Below are 19,553 nucleotides of genomic sequence, written 5' to 3'. Positions count from 1 at the left end.
CTGTTTATTGTTTTATCGAAAAGACTTAGTCTTCTTTTCTTTTAGTGAGTCCATAGGCTGCTAGTGTAGCCATGAGTCCTGCGACTACTAGTCCTGCAGAATCGTGACTTCCTGTTTCAGGAAGTTTTTTCTCTGTTGCCACAGGAGCTGGACCTTGAGGAAGAGCTTTGTTTTCCTCAGCAGGAGCAGTTGCTGGAGCCGATTCGCCTGGAATCTCTAGTACTGATTTTTCTTCTGCCGCAGGAGTTGGCACACTCGGGATTTCTTGTGCTGGTTTTTCTTCTTTGACAGCTGCTTGTCCGTTTTCATCGCCTACATGTGTTACCAGAGTTCCGACTTCGACTACTTGTGTAACAGCTTCCTGCGCTACGACACTGGTAACCAATGTTCTCACTTCAGTTCCGTCTGCAGCCGTAGTTACAGAATAGAAATGACTTATACGACCGTTTACACCGTCTGTTACGACACGGGATTGTCCTTTAGGCAATTGATCAGTTTCACGAGTGATGGTGGTGAATGGAATTTCTTCTTCTTGGATATCCAGTCTAGGTTTTGTTTCTGCAACTGGAGCAAGATCATGTTCATCACCTACATGTGTTACAAGGGTTCCGACTTCAACAATTTGAGTAACTGCTTCTTTGGTTACCTGGCTATCAAGAACGGTTTCTGTTGATTTCCCATTTTCTGTAAGAACAGATACGTAAGAAGTACGTTCACCTAGAACTCCAGCTTTAATAACTTTTTCTTGTCCAGCTGGGAGATTTGGATTGTCTTTCTTGATAACTTCAAACGGGATTTCTTCTGTCTTCACAAGAAGTTCAGGTTTGGTTTCAACGGTAGCAGCCAGTTCATTTTCATCTAGGCTTCCTAAGTGAGTAGCAGCCGGTTTAAGACCTTTAAGGGCAGTCTTTAGTTTATCTACTAGTGCGTCTAGTTCAGCTTGTTTGCTGCGGTTGAGGTTAAGGTTGAGTCCATCTTTTGCTGCCTTGAGGGCTGCTAGGCTTTCTGCGCTGTATCCGTCTAAGTTTGTAGGAATTTTAGCTAATAATTCGCGGAGAGCATTATAATTAGCTCGGAAGTAGTCTTTGTTGTGGTCTGCAAAGGCAGTCATGAGTTTAAAGATTTCTTCTTCCTTGTATTCAGCGCTTGGTTTGTCTGCCCAGATAGCAAGCATACTTCCGACTGTTGGAAGGTCTACTTCAGGATATTTGGTAGAAGCAAGTTGATTGAATGGAACTTTTCCAGAATTTTCAATTGCTTTTGAAAGAGGATAAGCTTCGTCTGGTTTGTGATTGCCTAAAACATAGTACCAATCCCCATTTGTATTCAAGAACTTATAGCCCTTGCTTGCGAGGTATTGAGGTGATGCAAGATTGTAGCCCCACCAGCCTTTAGACCAGTAAGAAATCAAGACATCTTTGTCAAACTGAACATCGTCCTTGTCTTCATAGTAGAAGCCATCGTTGAAGGCCATTGGTTGTAGCCCTCTTTCCTTGGCCATAGCAGCTAGGCTGTTAGAATAATCTGCGAACTTGTTATAGAGTCCATACCATTTGAGGTAGTACCAACCTTGGGCGTTGGTCGCATCATTGGCATATTCATCAGTACCATAGTTGAAAATCTTTGATTTATCAGCAAAGTAATCCATGTATTTACCGATAAGGGCTTTGGTAAAGTTAAGGGCTTCTTGATTTTCAAGGTCCATGGTTGTTTTTGAAACTTTATCAAAGTTGGCTTGAGGATTCTTGATACCAAGTTTTTCCATGGCAACCAGCATGGCATCCATATGTCCAGGACTATTGATAGCTGGAATCAGACCAATACCTTTTTCCTTAGCGTATTGAACAAGTTCTGTCACTTCTGCCTGTGTCAACGCAGTACCGTTTGGATCGTCGTAGTAAGCTTTCGTTCCTTCGATAATAGCTTTTTTAACGTCATCACTAGCATAGGTTTTTCCGTTGGCAGTAATGGTCATATCATCGAGTAGGAAACGAAGACCATCATTTCCTAGAAGGAGATGGGCATCAGAGTAGCCGAGTTCGCTAGCCTTATCTACGATGCGTTTGAGTTGGTCTAGAGAGAAGTATTTGCGACCTGCATCGATGGAAATGACTTTATTCTTATTAAGTTTTTCAAGTTCGCGTTTAGCATCTTCTTCTTTTTGAGCTTCTGGGGTGAAGATTAGCTGACTAATAGCTTCTTGAAGTTTTGCGATCGCTTGATCAATCGTGTCTTGTTGAGCACGGCTGAGGTTGCTATCGAGGGAACGGATTGCTTTTTCAGCTTCTTTGACAGCAGTAACGCTTTCTGTTGTGTAGCGCTTGAGATCTGCTGGAATTTCTTTCAGTGCTTGTTCAGCAGACTGGTAGTCTGCTGCGAAGTATTCAGCGTTGGCATTTGCAAAATGACGCATGAGTTTGAAGAGGCGAGATGGGGAATAACGTGCAGATGGTGTATCAGCCCAAGCAGCTACCATACCACCGATGAATGGAACATCAGCTCCTTCTGTTTTTGGAACAGACGTGATTGGTGTATTTTTAATACCATTGAGCCCCTGATCGAGATTGTACCAACCTTGGCCGTCAGCATTTCGTCCGAGGACGTAGTACCAAGCATCGTTGGTATTAAGGATTTGGTGGCCTTTTTCAGCTAGTAGTTTAGAAGAAGCAACATCGTAGCCACCCCAACCACCAGTCCACATGGAAACGATGATGTCTTTGTCAAAACTACCAAAGCTTGTATCGCTATTGTAGTAGATACCATCGTTAAAGGCCATTGGTTTGAGACCGTGTGATTTTACAATACGAGCAAGGTCATTGGCGTAAGAGATGAATTTCTCATATCCTTTTTCAGGGTAACCTTCATTTGGATAATATTTATCCGCTTGAAGCACGCTCCAACCTTTAGCATTTGTTGCATCATTGGCATATTCATCTAGTCCAATATTGAAGATTTCAGACTTATTAGAGAAGTAGTTAGCGTATTTGTCAATCAGAGTTTTAGTAAAATCGACTGCTTGTTTATTATTTAGGTCAACAGTTCGTTCAGATTTTTTACCAAAATAATCGAAGTTAGGATTTTCAATACCCAGTTCTTTCATGGCATTGAGAATGGCATCCATATGTCCAGGACTATTGACAGTTGGAATCACTCCAATACCTTTGTCTTTGGCATAATTGATCAAATCTGTCATCTGACTTTCAGTGAGATGGTTACCATTTGGATCATTGTAATAAGAGTTTGTTCCATGTTCAATAGCACGTTTGACATCATCACTTGAGTAGGTTTTATCGCCCACTTTCATAGACATATCATCCAACATGAAACGGAGTCCATCGTTACCTACTAAGAGATGGAGGTCTGTATAACCATATTCTTTGGCCTTATCGATAATTTCTTTGAGCTGCTCAGGTGAGAAATATTTACGTCCAGCGTCAATTGAAACAATTTTTCGTTTAGCTAATTTTTCATTTTGAGTTGTAGCGCGTTCCTTTCCTGCCTCTGTTGTTGGTTTATCAGCCTCTGCTTTCGTTTTATCTTTTTTATCATTTTTGTCAACTTCTGACTTATCAGTCTTAACTATGTTAGACTCTTTGGAATCAGCCTCTTCTAGCTCTTCCTTTTTAGGAGTAACTTCCTCTGACTTTTTATCAGAAATTTCTTTTTCAGCAGTAGCAGAAGTTAGCACTTTTTCTTTATCACTAGGAGTAAAGCCTTCTTCCTCTTGTGATTTTTCTTCTGTTTTTGAAAGACTAGCTACCTTATCAGTAGATGGAGTTTCTGCTTCTACAGTTTTTGGGGCTTCTGGTTGAAGCTCGGTTTTAGGTGTTTCCTCTGTCCGATTTTCGGATGCTTGAGGGGAATCGGAAACCGTATGGATGGTCGGTTGGTTTTCTGTAGTAGGAGTAACTCCATCGGCTGCAACAGCTTGTGCTTGGAAAGCAAATCCTATTAGAACAGAAGCTGCTCCTACCGCGTATTTACGAATGGAAAAACGCTGTTGTTTTTCATGTTTCATTGCAAAACCTCCTGATTGCATTTTAATATTGATAACGTTTACACAATTCAACAATTTTATTTTATTTGTTATGTTAACAGGAGTCAAGTAGGATTACTTTAAAACTATAATAAGTATAAAAACTAATAAAAATTAAGCATACAATTCTATTTATTAACATATCTATAGGTAGTGTAATTCGATCTTATTTCTATAAAATATTCTACAAAATATAGAAGGCTATACAAAAAGTAAGCGTTTTCTTTTTATTGTGGTATAATATGTATAGAAAAAAGCCCAAGCAAGGCTCAGGCTTTCTTCTTAGTGATCACGGTCACATGAAATGAATTTGATTTTGTAATAATCCGCTCGTTTATAAGTTTCGCTGTATGCGAGAACTTGGCCAGTAGATTCTAGCTTAGTAGTCTTGGTTTGTAAAACGGTTGGGAATTGCTCATCGACTCCGAGGACCGAAGCCGCATGTTCTGGAGTTGGAAATGCTATTTCATTGATTTCTTCAAAATGTTCATCATTCATGTGAATGTGGTAATCTGATTTGAAACGGTTATAGATAGAACTATAATATTCAAGATTTGGATAATTTGCGTTGATGTATTGTTCTGGGATATATGATGTGTGGTAGATGTATGCGACACCATTTGTTTCGCGGACACGTTCAATCTTGTAGTAGAACTGATCACCACGTAATCCAAGTTTTTCCAAGTAGTTTAGTTTATTTCCGCGTTCAATAGAAAGGACGGTCACCTTATCATCTTTAGTTTCAAAAACTTCTACATCTGAAAACTCTACGAGTTTATGTTTGCGTGCGCGTGAAACGAATGTACCCTTTCCTTGTTGGCGGACAATATAACCATCTTTGGCAAGGTCGTTTAAGGCACGGACAACTGTGATAGAACTAACATCATACATTGCAATCAATTCAGCTTCAGTGTAAAATTTATCTCCACTTGCAAATTGACCAGAGATGATTTTGTTCTTTAATTCATCTTTTATATATTGATATTTTGGAATTGCCATAATTTCACCTCGATTTTCCTTCTCCGTTAAAGATTTTACCATAAAAACGGAAAGAATAGTAGTCTTTTGAATAAAAAAATTAGAATAATAGGCTATAAGGTTAAATTACATATAAAAAAGGAGATTTTATACATTTTTATACATGCCAACTACTTGAAGCTCTATGTCTGTAAAATCTATATCTTTATAAGTTTTTTGTGTAAAAGTTGGTAAAAAATGAAAAAAATTGTGAAAACCTATTGACAAATGCAGGATATTGAGATATATTTACTATATCAACAAATGAAAGCGTGAACTTTAATTGTCAGAAGGTAATAACATGACACGATTTGAGATTAGGGACGATTTCTATTTAGATGGGAAACCGTTCAAGATTTTGTCCGGCGCCATTCATTATTTTAGGATTCCGCCAGAAGATTGGTATCATTCTCTCTATAACTTGAAGGCTCTTGGTTTTAATACGGTAGAGACTTACGTTGCTTGGAATCTACACGAACCCAGTGAGGGTGAGTTTAACTTTGAAGGAGCTCTGGATTTGGAGAAATTTCTCCAAACAGCACAAGATTTAGGCCTCTATGCTATTGTACGTCCGTCACCATTTATCTGTGCGGAGTGGGAATTTGGTGGTTTACCGGCTTGGCTCTTAACCAAAGATATGAGGATTCGTTCATCAGACCCAGTCTATATTGAAGCTGTAGCTCACTACTATGATCAGCTTTTGGCACGGTTGGTTCCACATTTATTGGACAATGGTGGGAATATTCTCATGATGCAGGTTGAAAATGAGTATGGTTCTTATGGAGAAGATAAGGCTTACCTGAGAGAGATTCGACAGTTGATGGAAGAGCGTGGCGTAACCTGTCCACTCTTTACATCAGATGGTCCATGGAGAGCAACTCTGAAAGCTGGAACCCTAATCGAAGATGATCTCTTTGTAACAGGGAACTTTGGTTCTAAGGCACCTTACAACTTTTCACAGATGCAGGAATTCTTTGATGAGCATGGCAAGAAATGGCCACTTATGTGTATGGAGTTCTGGGATGGCTGGTTCAATCGTTGGAAAGAACCGATTATCACACGGGATCCGAAAGAATTAGCAGAAGCTGTTCGTGAGGTATTGGAGCAAGGCTCTATCAATCTTTACATGTTCCACGGTGGTACAAACTTTGGCTTCATGAATGGTTGCTCGGCTCGAGGGACTTTGGACTTGCCACAGGTTACATCATATGATTACGATGCCCTTCTGGATGAAGAAGGAAATCCAACTGCTAAATATCTAGCAGTCAAGAAGATGATGGCAACACATTTCCCAGAGTATCCGCAGTTAGAACCATTATACAAAGAGAGTATGGAGTTGGATGCTATTCCACTAGTTGAAAAAGTTTCCTTGTTTGAAACCTTGGATAGCTTGTCAAGTCCAGTAGAAAGCCTCTATCCTAAAAAGATGGAGGAGTTGGGACAAAGCTATGGCTATCTACTCTATCGAACAGAAACAAGTTGGGATGCAGAAGAAGAAAGACTTCGTATCATTGATGGTCGAGATAGAGCTCAGCTTTATGTCGATGGTCAGTGGGTTGAAACCCAATATCAGACAGAGATTGGGGAAGATATTTTTTATCAAGGTGAAAAGAAAGCGCTGTCTAGATTGGATATCTTGGTAGAAAATATGGGGCGTGTCAACTATGGACATAAGTTCTTAGCAGATACGCAACGCAAGGGAATTCGGACAGGGGTTTGTAAGGATTTGCACTTCTTACTAAACTGGAAACACTATCCACTTCCACTAGATAATCCTGAGAAAATTGATTTTTCAAAAGGATGGACAGAAGGACAACCAGCCTTTTACGCTTATGATTTTACAGTCGAAGAGCCAAAAGATACTTACCTAGACTTGTCTGAGTTTGGTAAGGGAGTTGCCTTTGTCAATGGGCAGAATCTAGGACGTTTTTGGAACGTCGGCCCTACCCTCTCGCTTTATATCCCTCATAGTTATCTTAAGGAAGGTGCCAACCGCATCATTATCTTTGAGACAGAGGGTGAATATAAAGAAGAGATTCATTTAACTCGTAAACCTACACTAAAACATATAAAGGGGGAAAATTTATGACAATTGTAGGATGCCGTATCGATGGACGTTTAATCCACGGACAAGTAGCCAATCTTTGGGCTGGGAAACTAAATGTTTCACGTATTATGGTTGTAGACGACGAAGTTGTCAACAACGATGTTGAAAAGAGTGGTTTGAAACTTGCGACACCACCAGGTGTGAAATTGAGTATTTTGCCAATTGAAAAAGCGGCAGCCAATATTCTTGCTGGTAAATATGATAGCCAACGTCTCTTTATCGTGGCTCGTAAACCAGACCGCTTCCTTGGTTTGGTAGAAGCAGGTGTACCACTTGAAACCCTTAATGTTGGGAATATGTCTCAAACACCAGAAACTCGTTCTATCACACGTTCTATCAACGTAGTAGACAAGGATGTGGAAGATTTCCACAAACTAGCAGAAAAAGGTGTTAAATTAACTGCTCAAATGGTTCCAAATGATCCAGTTTCAGACTTTTTGAGCTTATTAAAATAGGAAAAAATTTTTAGGAGGTCATTGTTATGATACAATGGTGGCAAATTTTACTTCTCACTTTGTACTCAGCTTATCAAATCTGTGATGAGTTGACGATCGTTTCATCTGCAGGTTCCCCTGTATTTGCTGGTTTCATTACTGGTTTAATTATGGGAGATGTGACTACTGGTCTGCTTATCGGTGGTAACTTGCAACTGTTCGTTCTTGGGGTTGGTACCTTCGGTGGTGCTTCTCGTATCGACGCAACTTCTGGTGCGGTTCTTGCGACAGCCTTCTCTGTTTCACAAGGAATTGATACAGCACTTGCAATTACTACAATCGCTGTGCCAGTAGCAGCTCTCTTGACTTACTTCGACGTTCTTGGACGTATGACTACTACCTTCTTTGCTCACCGTGTGGATGCTGCAATCGAACGCTTTGACTACAAAGGAATCGAACGTAACTACCTACTTGGTGCGATTCCATGGGCTTTATCTCGTGCCCTTCCAGTCTTCTTCGCGCTTGCCTTTGGTGGTGCCTTTGTACAATCAGTGGTAGACTTAGTTGAAGCATATAAATGGGTTGCAGATGGTTTGACACTCGCAGGACGTATGCTTCCAGGTCTTGGATTTGCAATCTTGCTTCGTTACCTTCCAGTTAAACGTAACCTTCACTACCTTGCTATGGGATTCGGTTTGACAGCTATGTTGACTGTTCTTTACTCATATGTAACAGGTCTTGGTGGCGCTGTTGCTGGTATCGTAGGTACTCTACCGAAAGATGTTGCTGAAAAAATTGGTTTCGTGAACAACTTCAAAGGATTGTCTATGATTGGTATCTCTATCGTAGGTATCTTCCTAGCAGTGCTTCACTTCAAAAATAGCCAAAAAGTAGCTGTAGCAGCACCTTCTACACCATCAGAAAGTGGGGAAATCGAAGATGACGAATTCTAATTACAAACTTACAAAAGAAGATTTTAATCAAATCAACAAACGTAGCTTGTTTACTTTCCAATTGGGTTGGAACTACGAACGTATGCAAGCTTCTGGTTACCTTTACATGATCTTGCCTCAATTGCGTAAAATGTATGGGGATGGCACTCCTGAATTGAAAGAAATGATGAAAGTTCACACTCAATTCTTCAATACTTCACCATTCTTCCACACTATTATCGCTGGTTTTGACCTTGCCATGGAAGAAAAAGATGGTGTAGGTTCAAAAGATGCCGTTAACGGTATCAAGACAGGTTTGATGGGACCATTCGCTCCTCTTGGAGATACAATCTTTGGTTCACTTGTACCTGCTATCATGGGATCTATCGCAGCAACTATGGCTATCGCTGGCCAACCATGGGGAATCTTCCTTTGGATCGCAGTTGCAGTAGCGTATGACATCTTCCGTTGGAAACAGTTGGAATTTGCTTACAAAGAAGGGGTTAACCTTATCAACAACATGCAAAGTACCTTGACAGCTTTGATTGACGCTGCATCTGTACTTGGTGTCTTCATGATGGGTGCTCTTGTAGCAACAATGATCAACTTTGAAATTTCTTACAAATGGGCAATCGGTGAGAAGATGATTGACTTCCAAGACATCTTGAACTCAATCTTCCCACGCTTGCTTCCAGCAATCTTTACTGCCTTTATCTTCTGGTTGCTTGGTAAGAAAGGTATGAACTCTACTAAAGCTATCGGTATTATTATCGTACTTGCTTTGGCTCTTTCTGCCTTTGGTAAATTTGTACTTGGAATGGGTGCATAATTTATGACGAAATCATTAATTTTGGTGAGTCATGGTCGCTTCTGTGAGGAACTTAAAGGTAGCACTGAAATGATCATGGGTCCACAAGACAATATTCATGCAGTGGCTCTTCTTCCAGAAGATGGCCCAGAAGAATTTACTGCAAAATTTGAAGCTACTATTGAAGGATTGGATGATTTTCTAGTCTTTGCGGATCTTCTCGGTGGAACACCATGTAACGTGGTAAGCCGTTTGATTATGGAAGGTCGTGACATCGAACTTTACGCAGGGATGAATCTTCCAATGGTGATTGAATTTATCAATGCTAGCCTTACAGGTGCAGATGCGGACTATAAGAGCCGTGCTGCAGAAAGCATTGTGAAAGTTAATGACCTGTTAGCGGGCTTCGATGATGACGAAGATGAATAAGATGTGACAACGTGAAAATCACAGGGAAAATAGGCGATAGGAGGATGGAGCGATGCTCCGACGATAATCGATCTTTTTCCCAAAGATTTTAGTTGGAACTCGATTCAATAAGATGTGACAACGTGAAAATCGTTAGAGCATTTTATATAGAATATACATGGGAATGGGGCTTACTCCCATTCCCATCTTTAATAGAAAAAGAGGAACTCAATGTTACATTATACAAAAGAAGACTTGATCGAATTGGGTGCAGAAATCACTACACGTGAAATCTACCAACAACCAGATGTATGGAAAGAAGCTTTTGAATCTTATCAAGCAAAACGTGAAGAAATTTCAGATTTCCTAAAAGGGATTGCTGATAAACATGACTATATCAAGGTTATCTTGACAGGTGCTGGGACTTCTGCTTATGTGGGAGATACCTTGGTACCTTACTTTAAGGAAGTCTATGACGAACGCAAATGGAATTTCAATGCTATTGCGACAACAGATATCGTTGCCAATCCAGAAACTTATTTGAAAAAAGATGTGGCGACTGTCCTTGTATCTTTTGCTCGTAGTGGGAATTCGCCTGAAAGTGTGGCAACTGTTGATTTGGCCAAAGCCTTGGTGGATGAGCTTTATCAAGTGACGATTACTTGTGCAGCGGACGGGAAATTGGCTCTTCAAGCCCACGGCGATGACCGTAATCTCTTGCTCTTGCAACCAGCTGCTTCTAATGATGCTGGCTTTGCCATGACTTCTAGCTTTACGTCTATGATGTTAACAGCTCTCTTGGTCTTTGATCCTGCAGAATTTGCTGTGAAATCTGAACGTTTTGAAGTTGTATCTAGTCTTGCACGTAAAGTTCTAGACAAGGTAGAAGATGTCAAAGAGCTTGTTGATTTAGACTTTAACCGTGTCATCTACCTGGGCGCTGGTCCTTTCTTTGGGCTTGCTCATGAAGCTCAGCTCAAGATTTTGGAATTAACAGCTGGTCAAGTGGCGACCATGTATGAAAGCCCAGTCGGCTTCCGTCACGGTCCAAAATCATTGATCAACGAAGATACCGTTGTTTTGGTCTTTGGTACAACAACAGACTACACTCGCAAGTACGACTTGGACTTGGTTCGTGAAGTTGCTGGTGACCAGATTGCTCGTCGTGTCGTGCTTTTGAGTGATCAAGCCTTTGGTCTTGAAAATGTCAAAGAAGTGGCCCTTGGTTGTGGTGGTGTCTTGAATGATATTTACCGCGTCTTCCCTTACATCGTTTATGCCCAACTCTTTGCCCTATTGACTTCACTCAAGGTAGAAAATAAACCAGATACACCGTCTCCTACAGGTACAGTAAACCGTGTGGTACAAGGTGTTATCATCCACGAATATCAAAAGTAAGACAGTGTTTATGAATTCTTGACAAGAGAATTTGTAAACTATCAGATAAACCATAGATTGTCAGTAGGCTTTCTATGGTTTGTTTGCTTGAGAGAAATAGTAAAAGGAGAACAGAATGAAAGCATACACAGAGCGTGTATTTGGAAATGTTGAGGGACAAGATGTCTTGGCCTATCAATTTGAAACTGACGGCGGCTACCAGCTTGAAGTTATGACCTATGGTGCGACCATCTTGCGCTATGTAACGCCTGACAAGGCTGGAAATTTTGCCAATGTTATCTTGGGTTTTGATGATTTTGCTAGCTATGTAGGCAATAGTCCTAAGCATGGAGCTAGCGTAGGTCCTGTAGCAGGACGTATTGCAGGTGCGACCTTTGAGCTTAATGGCAAGACCTATGACCTTGAAGTCAACAATGCTAGCAACTGTAACCACAGTGGTTCAACAGGTTGGGATTCTACATTGTTTGAACTAGTTGAAGTGAGCGGCCATGGTCTGACCCTCTACACAGAGCGTACAGATGGAACAGGAGGATTTCCTGGGAACCTCAAGATCTGGATCAGTTATCACTTGGAAGAAACTGGTGCCTATGAAATTAGCTACAAGGTGACGACCGATCAGGATACGCTGGTCAATCCAACAAACCACAGCTATTTCAACTTATCTGGTGATTTCACGCAGACGATTGACCGTCATGTCTTCCAACTAAATACAGAGGGCATTTACCCAATCGCTCCCGACGGTGTTCCGTCCAAAACTCCAGATGCCAATCGTGACGTAGTAAAACACATCTACAATGGTGCCTTGTTGAAAGACATCTTTGCAGAAGAAGATGAGCAAATTCAACTGGTATCTGGTTTGGATCATCCATTTGCTCTTCCTGCAGGTCATGACAATGCTGGTTTCCTTTATGACCAAAACTCAGGTCGCTTCCTGCTTTTCAAGACAGAGGCTCCTTGCTTTGTGGTCTACACAGCAAACTTTGTGGATGAAAGTGTCATCATAGGAGGCCAGCCAATGTTACAGCACAATGGGATTGCTCTTGAAGCGCAATCTTTACCAGATGCCATTCACAGTGACCTCAAAGACCAAGTCATTCTTAAAGCCGGTCAAACCTTTACAAGTAAGACACGTTATGAGCTTGTTGTGAAGTAAAAAAAAGCTGGTCAAAAAGTCTTTAAAATTAAAATAACGCATATTGTCAGTACAGAAAAGTTTGATAATATGCGTTTTATTATGGAAAGATTTACTTTATCTTATCCTGAAATGGCGTTATAGTAGATTGAAATGAGATGTGAATAAATCAATTAGGAAAGTTAAATTAATTTCTAAAAATGTTTTAACAGCTGTAGTGTACTATTTTTGTTTCAATCCTTCATATTTTTGAGTTGTCTGGCTTGACTTTCTTGATGGAGATTATATAATAGTTGTAACAACAAAAATTACAATAAAGGAGATATCCTATGACCTATGAATACAAGAGCCACATTTATTTAGCAGAGGCAGTTTTAAATGTGAAGGACTTGGCAAGTCAAACAGCCTTTTATCAGCAGATTATTGGTTTAGAAGTTCTATCTCAAACTGAGACAGAGGCTGTTCTGGGCCTTGAAGGAAAAGCCTTGGTACACTTGATTCAAGCACAAGAGGGTGGAGAAGTAAGGGAACATTATGGTCTTTACCATCTGGCTATTCTCTTGCCGACACGAAAGGATTTGGCTGATGTCTTGAAACACCTGACAGAATTACAGATTCCTCTTGTCGGCGGTGCAGACCACGGTTACAGTGAGGCCCTTTACTTGGAAGATTTGGAGGGAAATGGCATCGAGCTCTATCGAGATAAGCCAGTTTCCACATGGGATATTCGAGAAGATGGACGCATTGTTGGGGTGACGGAGGCCCTTGCGGCGCAGGATATCTATGAGTTGGGGGAAAGAGTAGAGCCCTTTATCCTAGCAGATGGTACGAGAATGGGCCATATTCATCTTTCTGTCAAGGATAGTCGAAAGTCCAGCCAGTTTTATCAAAAGGTGTTAGGACTAGAGGATAAATTCAGTGTACCTAGTGCTAGTTGGATTGCAGCTGGGGACTACCATCATCACTTAGCCGTCAACGAATGGGGAGGAAAAGGTTTGGCTTCGCGTAAGCAAGGCTTGCCAGGTTTGGCCTATTATGTCATTGAAGTTGCTAGTAAGGAGGAACTGTTAACGATTGCGCAGCGAGCACAAGCAGTTGATGCGTCAATCAAGTGGCTGACATCTAGCCAGCTGGAAATAACAGCCCCAGACGGAATTGTGACTCGTATTCGCTTAGATAGATAAAACTAGGAATTTCTATCAAGTTATCAGCATGGCTAGTTTACCTTTTGAAAAGTCTGTGGTAACAGAACTGCGTGAGATGGATGGGCGAGAATTTTGACAAAGGAGCTGATTAGAGATATAATGAAGAAAAATCGAGCAAGGAAAAAGAAATGACAAACTCAAAGTATATTACTCGTTTGAAACGTTCAGAGGGTCAGTTGCGTGGAATTCAAAAGATGATTGAAGAAGATCGTGACTGTGCTGATATTGTGACGCAACTGACAGCTGTGAAATCTAGTGTGGAGCGCGTGATTGAGATGATAATTACCGAAAACCTTACTGAATGTATCAATCAACCGCTAGATGATCCTGAAGCTCAAAAGGAACGCCTAGAAAAGGCCATCCGATACTTGATTAAACGGAAATAAAGAGATGAGAGTTGCAAAAATCTCTGCTATTAGAATAGTTTAATATGAATCAAGAGAGACTGGAAAAAGTCTTTAAAATAAAAGAACGCATACTATCAGGTGTTGAAAATCCTTGATAGTATGCGTTTTATTGTGGGGAAATTTACTTCACTTTCTCCTGAAATTGAGTTTTTGCCCAGCTCCTCTTGATTATTCTACTTGACCGGGCCAAGCATTCATACCACCTTCTACATTGATAACGGTGAGGCCTTGGGCGCTGAGAAATTGGCAGGCAGAGGCAGAACGCACTCCACCTTGACAGATGACATGGTATTCATGGTCAGGTTTGAGTTCTTTATAGCCTTGCTCCAAGGTACTTAACGGAAGATTTTTGGCACCTGGTGCATGTCCTGCTTGGAATTCATGTGCTTCACGGACATCGATAAGCTCTAGATTTTCATTTTGATATTTTTCATAAAAGTCAGCCATGCTGATATTAGTTTCCATATTCTACTCCTTCTGGCTTAGCCATTTTGTATAGTGAATAAGCGCCGTCAAGGTTTTGGACGGTAAATCCTGCTTGTTTGAGGATACGCTCTGCGATATAGCTGCGCAAACCACTGTGGCAGCTAACGATGTAGGCTTGGTTCTTGTCCAGTTCGTCCAAGCGTTCCCGTAGTTCGTTTAGGGGGATGTGGATGGTATCGACTTTGAGTCGACCACTCTGAAATTCGCCACTTGTCCGTACATCAAGGAATTTCTTTCCTTTAGCTAGTTCGTCTTCGAGCTGATACCATTGAACATTGTCGCTGAGACCTTCGATAAGGTTCAAGGCTGCGTAGCCCAGCATATTGACGGGATCCTTGGCAGAGCCAAATGGTGGCGCATAGGTGAACTCCAATTCTGGCAAGTCAAAGACGGTGAGATTTCCCTTGATAGCAGTTGCCAGGATATCGATTCGTTTGTCAACGCCTTTCTTCCCGACTCCTTGGGCACCGTAGATTTTTCCAGTGGTTGGGTCAAAGAGGAGCTTCAAGGTCATATCAGTAGCGCCTGGATAATAACCAGCGTGGTCTTTCCCACTGACATGAAGGGCCTTGTAAGGAAGTTGATTCATGCTAAGGATACGCTCGCTGAGACCAGTCGAAGCAGCTGTCATATCAAAGGCACGAACGATTGCAGTGCCGATACTTCCCTTGTTTGTACGTTCTAGTCCTGCGATGACGTCTGCCACTTGGCGTCCCTGACGATTGGCAGGAGAAGCGAGAGAGATGAGAGCATCTTGGCCTGTAATCTCTTGCTTGACGACGATGGCATCCCCAACTGCAAAAATATCTTTTTGACTGGTTTCATAATGTTCATCAACCAGGATCCCACCACGAAGTCCCAGTTCAACCCCCGCAGCTTTTGCCAGTCCGTTTTCAGGTTCAACACCGACAGAAAGAATGGTGAGGTCAGAAGTGATCTTTTGACCGTTTTCGAGAACGATGACTTTTCCTTGGTCTTCAAATCGAGTCGCAGATTGAGAAGTGATAACGCGAACGCCGTTTTTAACCAATTCTGCTTGGACAAAGGCTGCCATTTCTTGATCTAATGATGGCAAGACATGGTGTGCTTTCTCAACAATAGTAACTTGCAATCCACGTTTCGCTAGGTTTTCAGCCATTTCAAGTCCGATAAAGCCTGCACCGATAACGACAGCTTCTTTTGGATGATTGTCCAAGGCTGCCATAATTTCATCGAGATCGGGAACATTGCGGAGCGTGTAGGCATTCTTAGCTTCTGCCAAGCCATCAATGGCAGGAACAAATGGTTTAGCTCCTGGGGAGAGAATCAACTTGTCGTAGCTTTCTGTGAATTCCTGTCCATCGTGTCGCACAATCACAGTGTGTTCTTCTGGCGAAATCTGGATGACCTCGTGAAATGGTCGCACATCTAGATTAAAACGTGCCTTGAGACTTTCAGGAGTTTGGACCAATAAACTATCACGGTTTGCAATTTCTCCTGAAACATAGTAAGGAAGCCCGCAGTTTGCAAAGGAAACAAAGGGACCTTTCTCAAAAATAATGATCTCAGCGTCTTCCATGAGACGTCTGAGACGGGTTGCTGCTGACATACCGCCTGCAACTCCTCCGACAATAATAATTTTCATTGACTTTCTCCTTTATGCTTCTAGATGACTTTTCCTGTCCAAGCGCTCATACCGCCTCGGACATTGATGACATCGTAGCCTTTTTTCTTTAGCTTTTTAGCAGCCATCTTACTACGCACACCAGAATGACAAATGACATAAAGTGTTTCATTTGTCGCTGGTGTGTAGGAACCAATTTCGGTCAGAGGAACATTTTTGGCATTTTTGATATGACCTCTACGAAATTCCATCGGTGTCCGAACATCCAGTAGCTGAATTGGTTCCTTGAGTTTAGCTTCTAACTCGCTGGTAGAAATACTGTCAATTTTTGTAAATAAGTGAAACATAGGCACCTCCAAATATACCCTTATGGGGTATATTAAACCATGAAGTCAAGCTTTTGTCAAGCAAGTTGTTTTGAATTGGTGGCGATTGTATTGTTTTTCTCCTCGGTTCCTTAGCTCCCTCCTTGACATTCGGTCCGCTTTTGATACAATAGTACAAAATTAGAGGAGGTATTCTATGATTCAAAAACACGCTATTCCTATTTTAGAGTTTGATGATAATCCTGAGGCAGTCATTATGCCGAATCATGAAGGCTTGGATTTAAAGTTACCCAAGAAGTGCATCTATGCATTTTTGGAAGAGGAGATTGATCGCTATGCGAGGGAAGTAGGGGCGGATTGTGTCGGCGAATTCGTTTCTGCTACCAAGACCTATCCAGTCTATGTCGTGAACTACAAAGGTGAGGAAATTTGTCTGGCTCAGGCTCCTGTGGGTTCCGCTCCAGCGGCCCAGTTTATGGATTGGTTGATTGGATATGGTGTGGAGCAGATTATTTCAACCGGTACCTGTGGTGTGCTGGCTGATATAGAAGAAAATGCCTTTCTAGTCCCTGTTCGGGCTTTACGAGATGAGGGTGCCAGTTACCACTATATGGCGCCTTCTCGTTATATGGAAGTTCAGCCAGAGGCTATTGCTGCTATTGAGCGAGTGTTGGAAGCCAGAGGGATTCCCTATGAAGAAGTCATGACCTGGACGACAGACGGTTTTTACCGAGAAACGGCTGAAAAGGTGGCTTATCGCAAGGAAGAAGGTTGTGCTGTTGTGGAGATGGAGTGTTCTGCACTGGCGGCAGTGGCTCAACTGCGTGGGGTTCTCTGGGGAGAGTTGTTGTTTACAGCGGACTCTCTAGCAGACTTGGACCAGTATGACAGCCGTGACTGGGGTTCAGAAGCTTTCGAAAAGGCCTTGGAACTCTGTCTTGAGATAGCCTTTCATATCTAACTCCTATCCTTCTTTTTATGGTACAATGGACATATGTTATTCAAATTATTTGTGAAAAAAATTGAGAGGGCCTTTGGCGGACTTTCGCCAGCTCGTCGGATTTTTTTAAGTTTTGCTGGAGTTATTTTTATAGGTTCTCTCCTTTTGAGTTTGCCTTTTGTCCAGGCCAGTGGTTCTCAGTCTACTTATTTTGACCATCTCTTTACGACGGTGTCCATGGTCTGTGTGACCGGCCTATTTACGCAGCCGGTAGCTACCGCCTATAATGTCTGGGGCCAGCTGATTTGTATGCTCTTGATCCAGATTGGTGGTCTGGGGCTCATGACCTTTATCGGGGTCTTTTATATTCAGGGGAAGCAGAAGCTTAGTCTTCGCAGTCGTGAAACCATTCAGGAGAGCTTCGGTTACGGGGAGACTCGGTCGTTGAGGGCTTTTATACGGTCCATCTTTTTGACGACTTTTCTGGTGGAGGGCTTGGGTGCCTTTCTGTTAAGTTTCCGTTTTATTCCTGAGTTCGGCTGGGGACGAGGCATTTTTACCTCTATCTTCTTAGCTATTTCAGCCTTTTGTAATGCTGGCTTTGATAATTTCGGCAGTAGCAGTTTAGTGAATTATCAGACGGACCCCTTGATCAATCTGGTCATTGCTGGTTTGATTATCACAGGTGGTCTGGGATTTATGGTCTGGTTTGACTTGGCAACTCAGTTTGATAAGAAGAAAAAACGCCGTCTGCGTTTCCACACCAAGTTGGTCCTCTTCTTGACTGCAGGGATTTTGCTGTTTGGGACAGTATCCACACTCTTTACAGAGTGGCACAATCCTGGGACCATTGGTAATCTTAGTGTCCCAGAGAAGGTGCTAGTCAGCTTTTTCCAAACTGTCAGCATGAGAACGGCTGGCTTTGCCTCTATTGACTATACTCAAGCTCGGCCTGTGACCTTATTCATCTATATCCTACAGATGTTTCTGGGTGGAGCACCTGGAGGGACGGCTGGGGGGCTCAAGATTACGACCTTCTTTGTCTTACTGGTCTTTGCGCGTAGTGAATTGCTGGGCTTGCCTCATGCCAATGTTGCGCAGAGAACCATTGAGGCTCGCACAGTCCAAAAATCCTTTAGTGTCTTCATTATCTTTTTGATGACCTTCTTGTTGGGATTGATGTTGCTGGGAATTACGGCAGAAGGGACACCGAGATTTATCTACCTCATGTTTGAGACCATTTCAGCTCTTGCGACAGTTGGGGTAACGGCGAATCTGACACCAGAATTGGGCAAGCTAGCCCTCAGCATTGTCATGTTGCTCATGTTTATCGGCCGTATCGGTCCTTTGACCTTGCTGGTTAGTCTAGCGGATTACCAGCCGGATAAGAAAGATTTGATTCAGTATATGAAAGCAGATATTAGTATTGGATAAGAAAGGAAGAACGATGTCAGATCGTACGATTGGAATTTTAGGCTTGGGGATTTTTGGGAGTAGTGTCCTGACGGCCCTAGCCAAGCAAGATATGAATATTATTGCCATTGACGACCACGCTGAGCACATCAATCAATTTGAGCCTGTTTTGGCGCGTGGAGTTGTGGGCGATATTACAGATGAGGAACTCCTCAGAACTGCAGGAATTGATACCTGTGATACGGTTGTGGTCGCAACAGGGGAAAATCTGGAGTCGAGTGTGCTTGCAGTTATGCATTGTAAGAGTTTGGGGGTACCAAGGGTTATTGCCAAGGTCAAAAGTCAGACAGCCAAGAAGGTACTGGAAAAAATCGGTGCTGACTCGGTAATCTCGCCTGAGTATGAAATGGGGCAGTCCCTAGCACAGACCATTCTCTTTCATAACAATGTCGATGTCTTTCAGCTGGATAAAAATGTGTCTATCGTGGAGATGAAAATTCCCAGTATTTGGGCAGGTCAAAGCCTGAGCCAGCTGGATCTACGTGGCAAATACAACCTCAATGTCTTAGGATTTCGTGAACAGGAAAATTCACCACTGGATGTCCAGTTTGGGCCTAATGACCTCTTGAAAGCAGATGCCTATATCTTGGCAGTCATTAACAACCAGTATCTAGATGACTTAGCAGAATTAAATTCGTAAGGAGGGGAATCCCCTCTTTTTTTGATGTTCAAGATAGCAAATAGATACCAGAAACCCTTGTATTCCAGTAAAAATCCTTCAGAAGCTGGACTTTATGGTAGAATAGAAAGAAATGACAAGAGAGAGTAATACTCTTCGAAAATCTCTTCAAACCACGTCAACGTCGCCTTGCCGTGCGTATAGTTACTGACTTCGTCAGTT

17 protein-coding genes are annotated in these 19,553 nt (G+C 42.1%); 12 read left to right on the top strand and 5 right to left on the bottom strand.

The genetic code is table 11. The features are described from left to right. Positions 1–25: 25 nt before the first annotated feature. Both strH and HT718_RS04040 read right to left on the bottom strand, forming a co-directional pair. The gene (gene strH / locus HT718_RS04045) at positions 26–4,018 is read right to left on the bottom strand and encodes an LPXTG-anchored beta-N-acetylhexosaminidase StrH (RefSeq protein WP_173267451.1); all 3,993 of its coding nucleotides are present in this window, start codon (positions 4,016–4,018) and stop codon (positions 26–28) included. Positions 4,019–4,318: 300 nt separating this feature from the next. Beyond that, positions 4,319–5,035, bottom strand: coding sequence for a GntR family transcriptional regulator (locus tag HT718_RS04040; protein WP_001007190.1), 717 nt, complete (start codon positions 5,033–5,035; stop codon positions 4,319–4,321). A 319-nt stretch (positions 5,036–5,354) separates the two neighbouring features. Here HT718_RS04040 and HT718_RS04035 point away from each other — a divergent pair, with 319 nt between their 5' ends. The 9 genes from HT718_RS04035 (at position 5,355) to HT718_RS03995 (ending at position 13,863) form a co-directional block, all read left to right on the top strand. Beyond that, positions 5,355–7,142, top strand: coding sequence for a beta-galactosidase family protein (locus HT718_RS04035; protein WP_173267449.1), 1,788 nt, complete (start codon positions 5,355–5,357; stop codon positions 7,140–7,142). Then, a complete protein-coding gene (locus HT718_RS04030; protein WP_000156974.1) occupies positions 7,139–7,615 on the top strand; it encodes a PTS system mannose/fructose/N-acetylgalactosamine-transporter subunit IIB in 477 nt (158 codons plus the stop codon). The genes HT718_RS04035 and HT718_RS04030 overlap by 4 nt, the downstream gene beginning before the upstream one ends. A gap of 26 nt (positions 7,616–7,641) precedes the next feature. Beyond that, positions 7,642–8,547, top strand: coding sequence for a PTS mannose/fructose/sorbose/N-acetylgalactosamine transporter subunit IIC (locus HT718_RS04025; RefSeq protein WP_000617013.1), 906 nt, complete (start codon positions 7,642–7,644; stop codon positions 8,545–8,547). Beyond that, complete coding sequence (locus tag HT718_RS04020; protein ID WP_140834244.1) at positions 8,534–9,355, top strand: PTS system mannose/fructose/sorbose family transporter subunit IID; 822 nt, start codon at positions 8,534–8,536, stop codon at positions 9,353–9,355. Before HT718_RS04025 ends, HT718_RS04020 begins: the two co-directional genes overlap by 14 nt. Before the next feature lie 3 nt (positions 9,356–9,358). After that, entirely contained in the window at positions 9,359–9,763 is a 405-nt protein-coding gene (locus tag HT718_RS04015) for a PTS sugar transporter subunit IIA (protein WP_140834246.1), read from the top strand. A 210-nt stretch (positions 9,764–9,973) separates the two neighbouring features. Then, positions 9,974–11,140 carry an SIS domain-containing protein gene (locus HT718_RS04010; RefSeq protein ID WP_173267447.1) on the top strand — a complete coding sequence of 389 codons (1,167 nt, stop codon included), beginning with the start codon at positions 9,974–9,976 and terminating at the stop codon, positions 11,138–11,140. Between the two features lie 115 nt (positions 11,141–11,255). Beyond that, positions 11,256–12,293, top strand: a complete 1,038-nt coding sequence (locus tag HT718_RS04005) for an aldose epimerase family protein (protein ID WP_173267445.1) — start codon at positions 11,256–11,258, stop codon at positions 12,291–12,293. Positions 12,294–12,601: 308 nt separating this feature from the next. Continuing rightward, positions 12,602–13,456 (top strand): VOC family protein, encoded by an 855-nt coding sequence (locus HT718_RS04000; RefSeq protein ID WP_173267443.1) that lies wholly within the window; start codon positions 12,602–12,604, stop codon positions 13,454–13,456. 149 nt (positions 13,457–13,605) lie between these two features. Further along, a complete protein-coding gene (locus HT718_RS03995) occupies positions 13,606–13,863 on the top strand; it encodes a metal-sensitive transcriptional regulator (RefSeq protein WP_000185159.1) in 258 nt (85 codons plus the stop codon). 189 nt (positions 13,864–14,052) lie between these two features. Here HT718_RS03995 and HT718_RS03990 read toward each other — a convergent pair whose 3' ends face one another. From HT718_RS03990 to HT718_RS03980, 3 genes are read right to left on the bottom strand one after another with little or no spacing between them, the layout of a single operon-like run. Further along, positions 14,053–14,349: a rhodanese-like domain-containing protein gene (locus tag HT718_RS03990; protein ID WP_173267441.1), complete on the bottom strand. Its 297-nt coding sequence runs from the start codon at positions 14,347–14,349 to the stop codon at positions 14,053–14,055. Then, on the bottom strand, positions 14,339–15,994 hold the full coding sequence (locus HT718_RS03985; RefSeq protein ID WP_173267439.1) for an FAD-dependent oxidoreductase: 1,656 nt from the start codon (positions 15,992–15,994) through the stop codon (positions 14,339–14,341). Before HT718_RS03985 ends, HT718_RS03990 begins: the two co-directional genes overlap by 11 nt. Positions 15,995–16,014: 20 nt before the next feature. After that, positions 16,015–16,320 (bottom strand): rhodanese-like domain-containing protein, encoded by a 306-nt coding sequence (locus HT718_RS03980; RefSeq protein ID WP_173267437.1) that lies wholly within the window; start codon positions 16,318–16,320, stop codon positions 16,015–16,017. Between the two features lie 175 nt (positions 16,321–16,495). Between HT718_RS03980 and HT718_RS03975 the strand changes: the two genes are divergently transcribed. From HT718_RS03975 to HT718_RS03965, 3 genes are read left to right on the top strand one after another with little or no spacing between them, the layout of a single operon-like run. After that, the gene (locus HT718_RS03975; protein ID WP_173267435.1) at positions 16,496–17,260 is read left to right on the top strand and encodes a nucleoside phosphorylase; all 765 of its coding nucleotides are present in this window, start codon (positions 16,496–16,498) and stop codon (positions 17,258–17,260) included. A 33-nt stretch (positions 17,261–17,293) separates the two neighbouring features. Further along, positions 17,294–18,673 carry a potassium transporter TrkG gene (locus HT718_RS03970; protein WP_173267433.1) on the top strand — a complete coding sequence of 460 codons (1,380 nt, stop codon included), beginning with the start codon at positions 17,294–17,296 and terminating at the stop codon, positions 18,671–18,673. A 13-nt stretch (positions 18,674–18,686) separates the two neighbouring features. Further along, positions 18,687–19,352, top strand: coding sequence for a TrkA family potassium uptake protein (locus HT718_RS03965; RefSeq protein WP_173267431.1), 666 nt, complete (start codon positions 18,687–18,689; stop codon positions 19,350–19,352). Positions 19,353–19,553 lie beyond the last annotated feature (201 nt).

This window comes from Streptococcus sp. 714 (assembly GCF_013277115.1).
Lineage (GTDB): Bacteria > Bacillota > Bacilli > Lactobacillales > Streptococcaceae > Streptococcus.
Note: the sequence above shows the minus strand (reverse complement) of the source record. Positions and strands in the feature narration are given on the sequence as shown.

What these genes read in the sequence shown, in the direction of transcription:
- strH (WP_173267451.1), bottom strand. Translation starts at nt 4,018, where the DNA reads ATGAAACATGAAAAACAACAGCGTTTTTCCATTCGTAAATACGCGGTA.
- HT718_RS04000 (WP_173267443.1), top strand. Translation starts at nt 12,602, where the DNA reads ATGACCTATGAATACAAGAGCCACATTTATTTAGCAGAGGCAGTTTTA.
- HT718_RS03975 (WP_173267435.1), top strand. Translation starts at nt 16,496, where the DNA reads ATGATTCAAAAACACGCTATTCCTATTTTAGAGTTTGATGATAATCCT.
- HT718_RS04015 (WP_140834246.1), top strand. Translation starts at nt 9,359, where the DNA reads ATGACGAAATCATTAATTTTGGTGAGTCATGGTCGCTTCTGTGAGGAA.
- HT718_RS03970 (WP_173267433.1), top strand. Translation starts at nt 17,294, where the DNA reads ATGTTATTCAAATTATTTGTGAAAAAAATTGAGAGGGCCTTTGGCGGA.
- HT718_RS04025 (WP_000617013.1), top strand. Translation starts at nt 7,642, where the DNA reads ATGATACAATGGTGGCAAATTTTACTTCTCACTTTGTACTCAGCTTAT.
- HT718_RS03980 (WP_173267437.1), bottom strand. Translation starts at nt 16,320, where the DNA reads ATGTTTCACTTATTTACAAAAATTGACAGTATTTCTACCAGCGAGTTA.
- HT718_RS04010 (WP_173267447.1), top strand. Translation starts at nt 9,974, where the DNA reads ATGTTACATTATACAAAAGAAGACTTGATCGAATTGGGTGCAGAAATC.
- HT718_RS03995 (WP_000185159.1), top strand. Translation starts at nt 13,606, where the DNA reads ATGACAAACTCAAAGTATATTACTCGTTTGAAACGTTCAGAGGGTCAG.
- HT718_RS03990 (WP_173267441.1), bottom strand. Translation starts at nt 14,349, where the DNA reads ATGGAAACTAATATCAGCATGGCTGACTTTTATGAAAAATATCAAAAT.
- HT718_RS03965 (WP_173267431.1), top strand. Translation starts at nt 18,687, where the DNA reads ATGTCAGATCGTACGATTGGAATTTTAGGCTTGGGGATTTTTGGGAGT.
- HT718_RS03985 (WP_173267439.1), bottom strand. Translation starts at nt 15,994, where the DNA reads ATGAAAATTATTATTGTCGGAGGAGTTGCAGGCGGTATGTCAGCAGCA.
- HT718_RS04005 (WP_173267445.1), top strand. Translation starts at nt 11,256, where the DNA reads ATGAAAGCATACACAGAGCGTGTATTTGGAAATGTTGAGGGACAAGAT.
- HT718_RS04035 (WP_173267449.1), top strand. Translation starts at nt 5,355, where the DNA reads ATGACACGATTTGAGATTAGGGACGATTTCTATTTAGATGGGAAACCG.
- HT718_RS04040 (WP_001007190.1), bottom strand. Translation starts at nt 5,035, where the DNA reads ATGGCAATTCCAAAATATCAATATATAAAAGATGAATTAAAGAACAAA.
- HT718_RS04030 (WP_000156974.1), top strand. Translation starts at nt 7,139, where the DNA reads ATGACAATTGTAGGATGCCGTATCGATGGACGTTTAATCCACGGACAA.
- HT718_RS04020 (WP_140834244.1), top strand. Translation starts at nt 8,534, where the DNA reads ATGACGAATTCTAATTACAAACTTACAAAAGAAGATTTTAATCAAATC.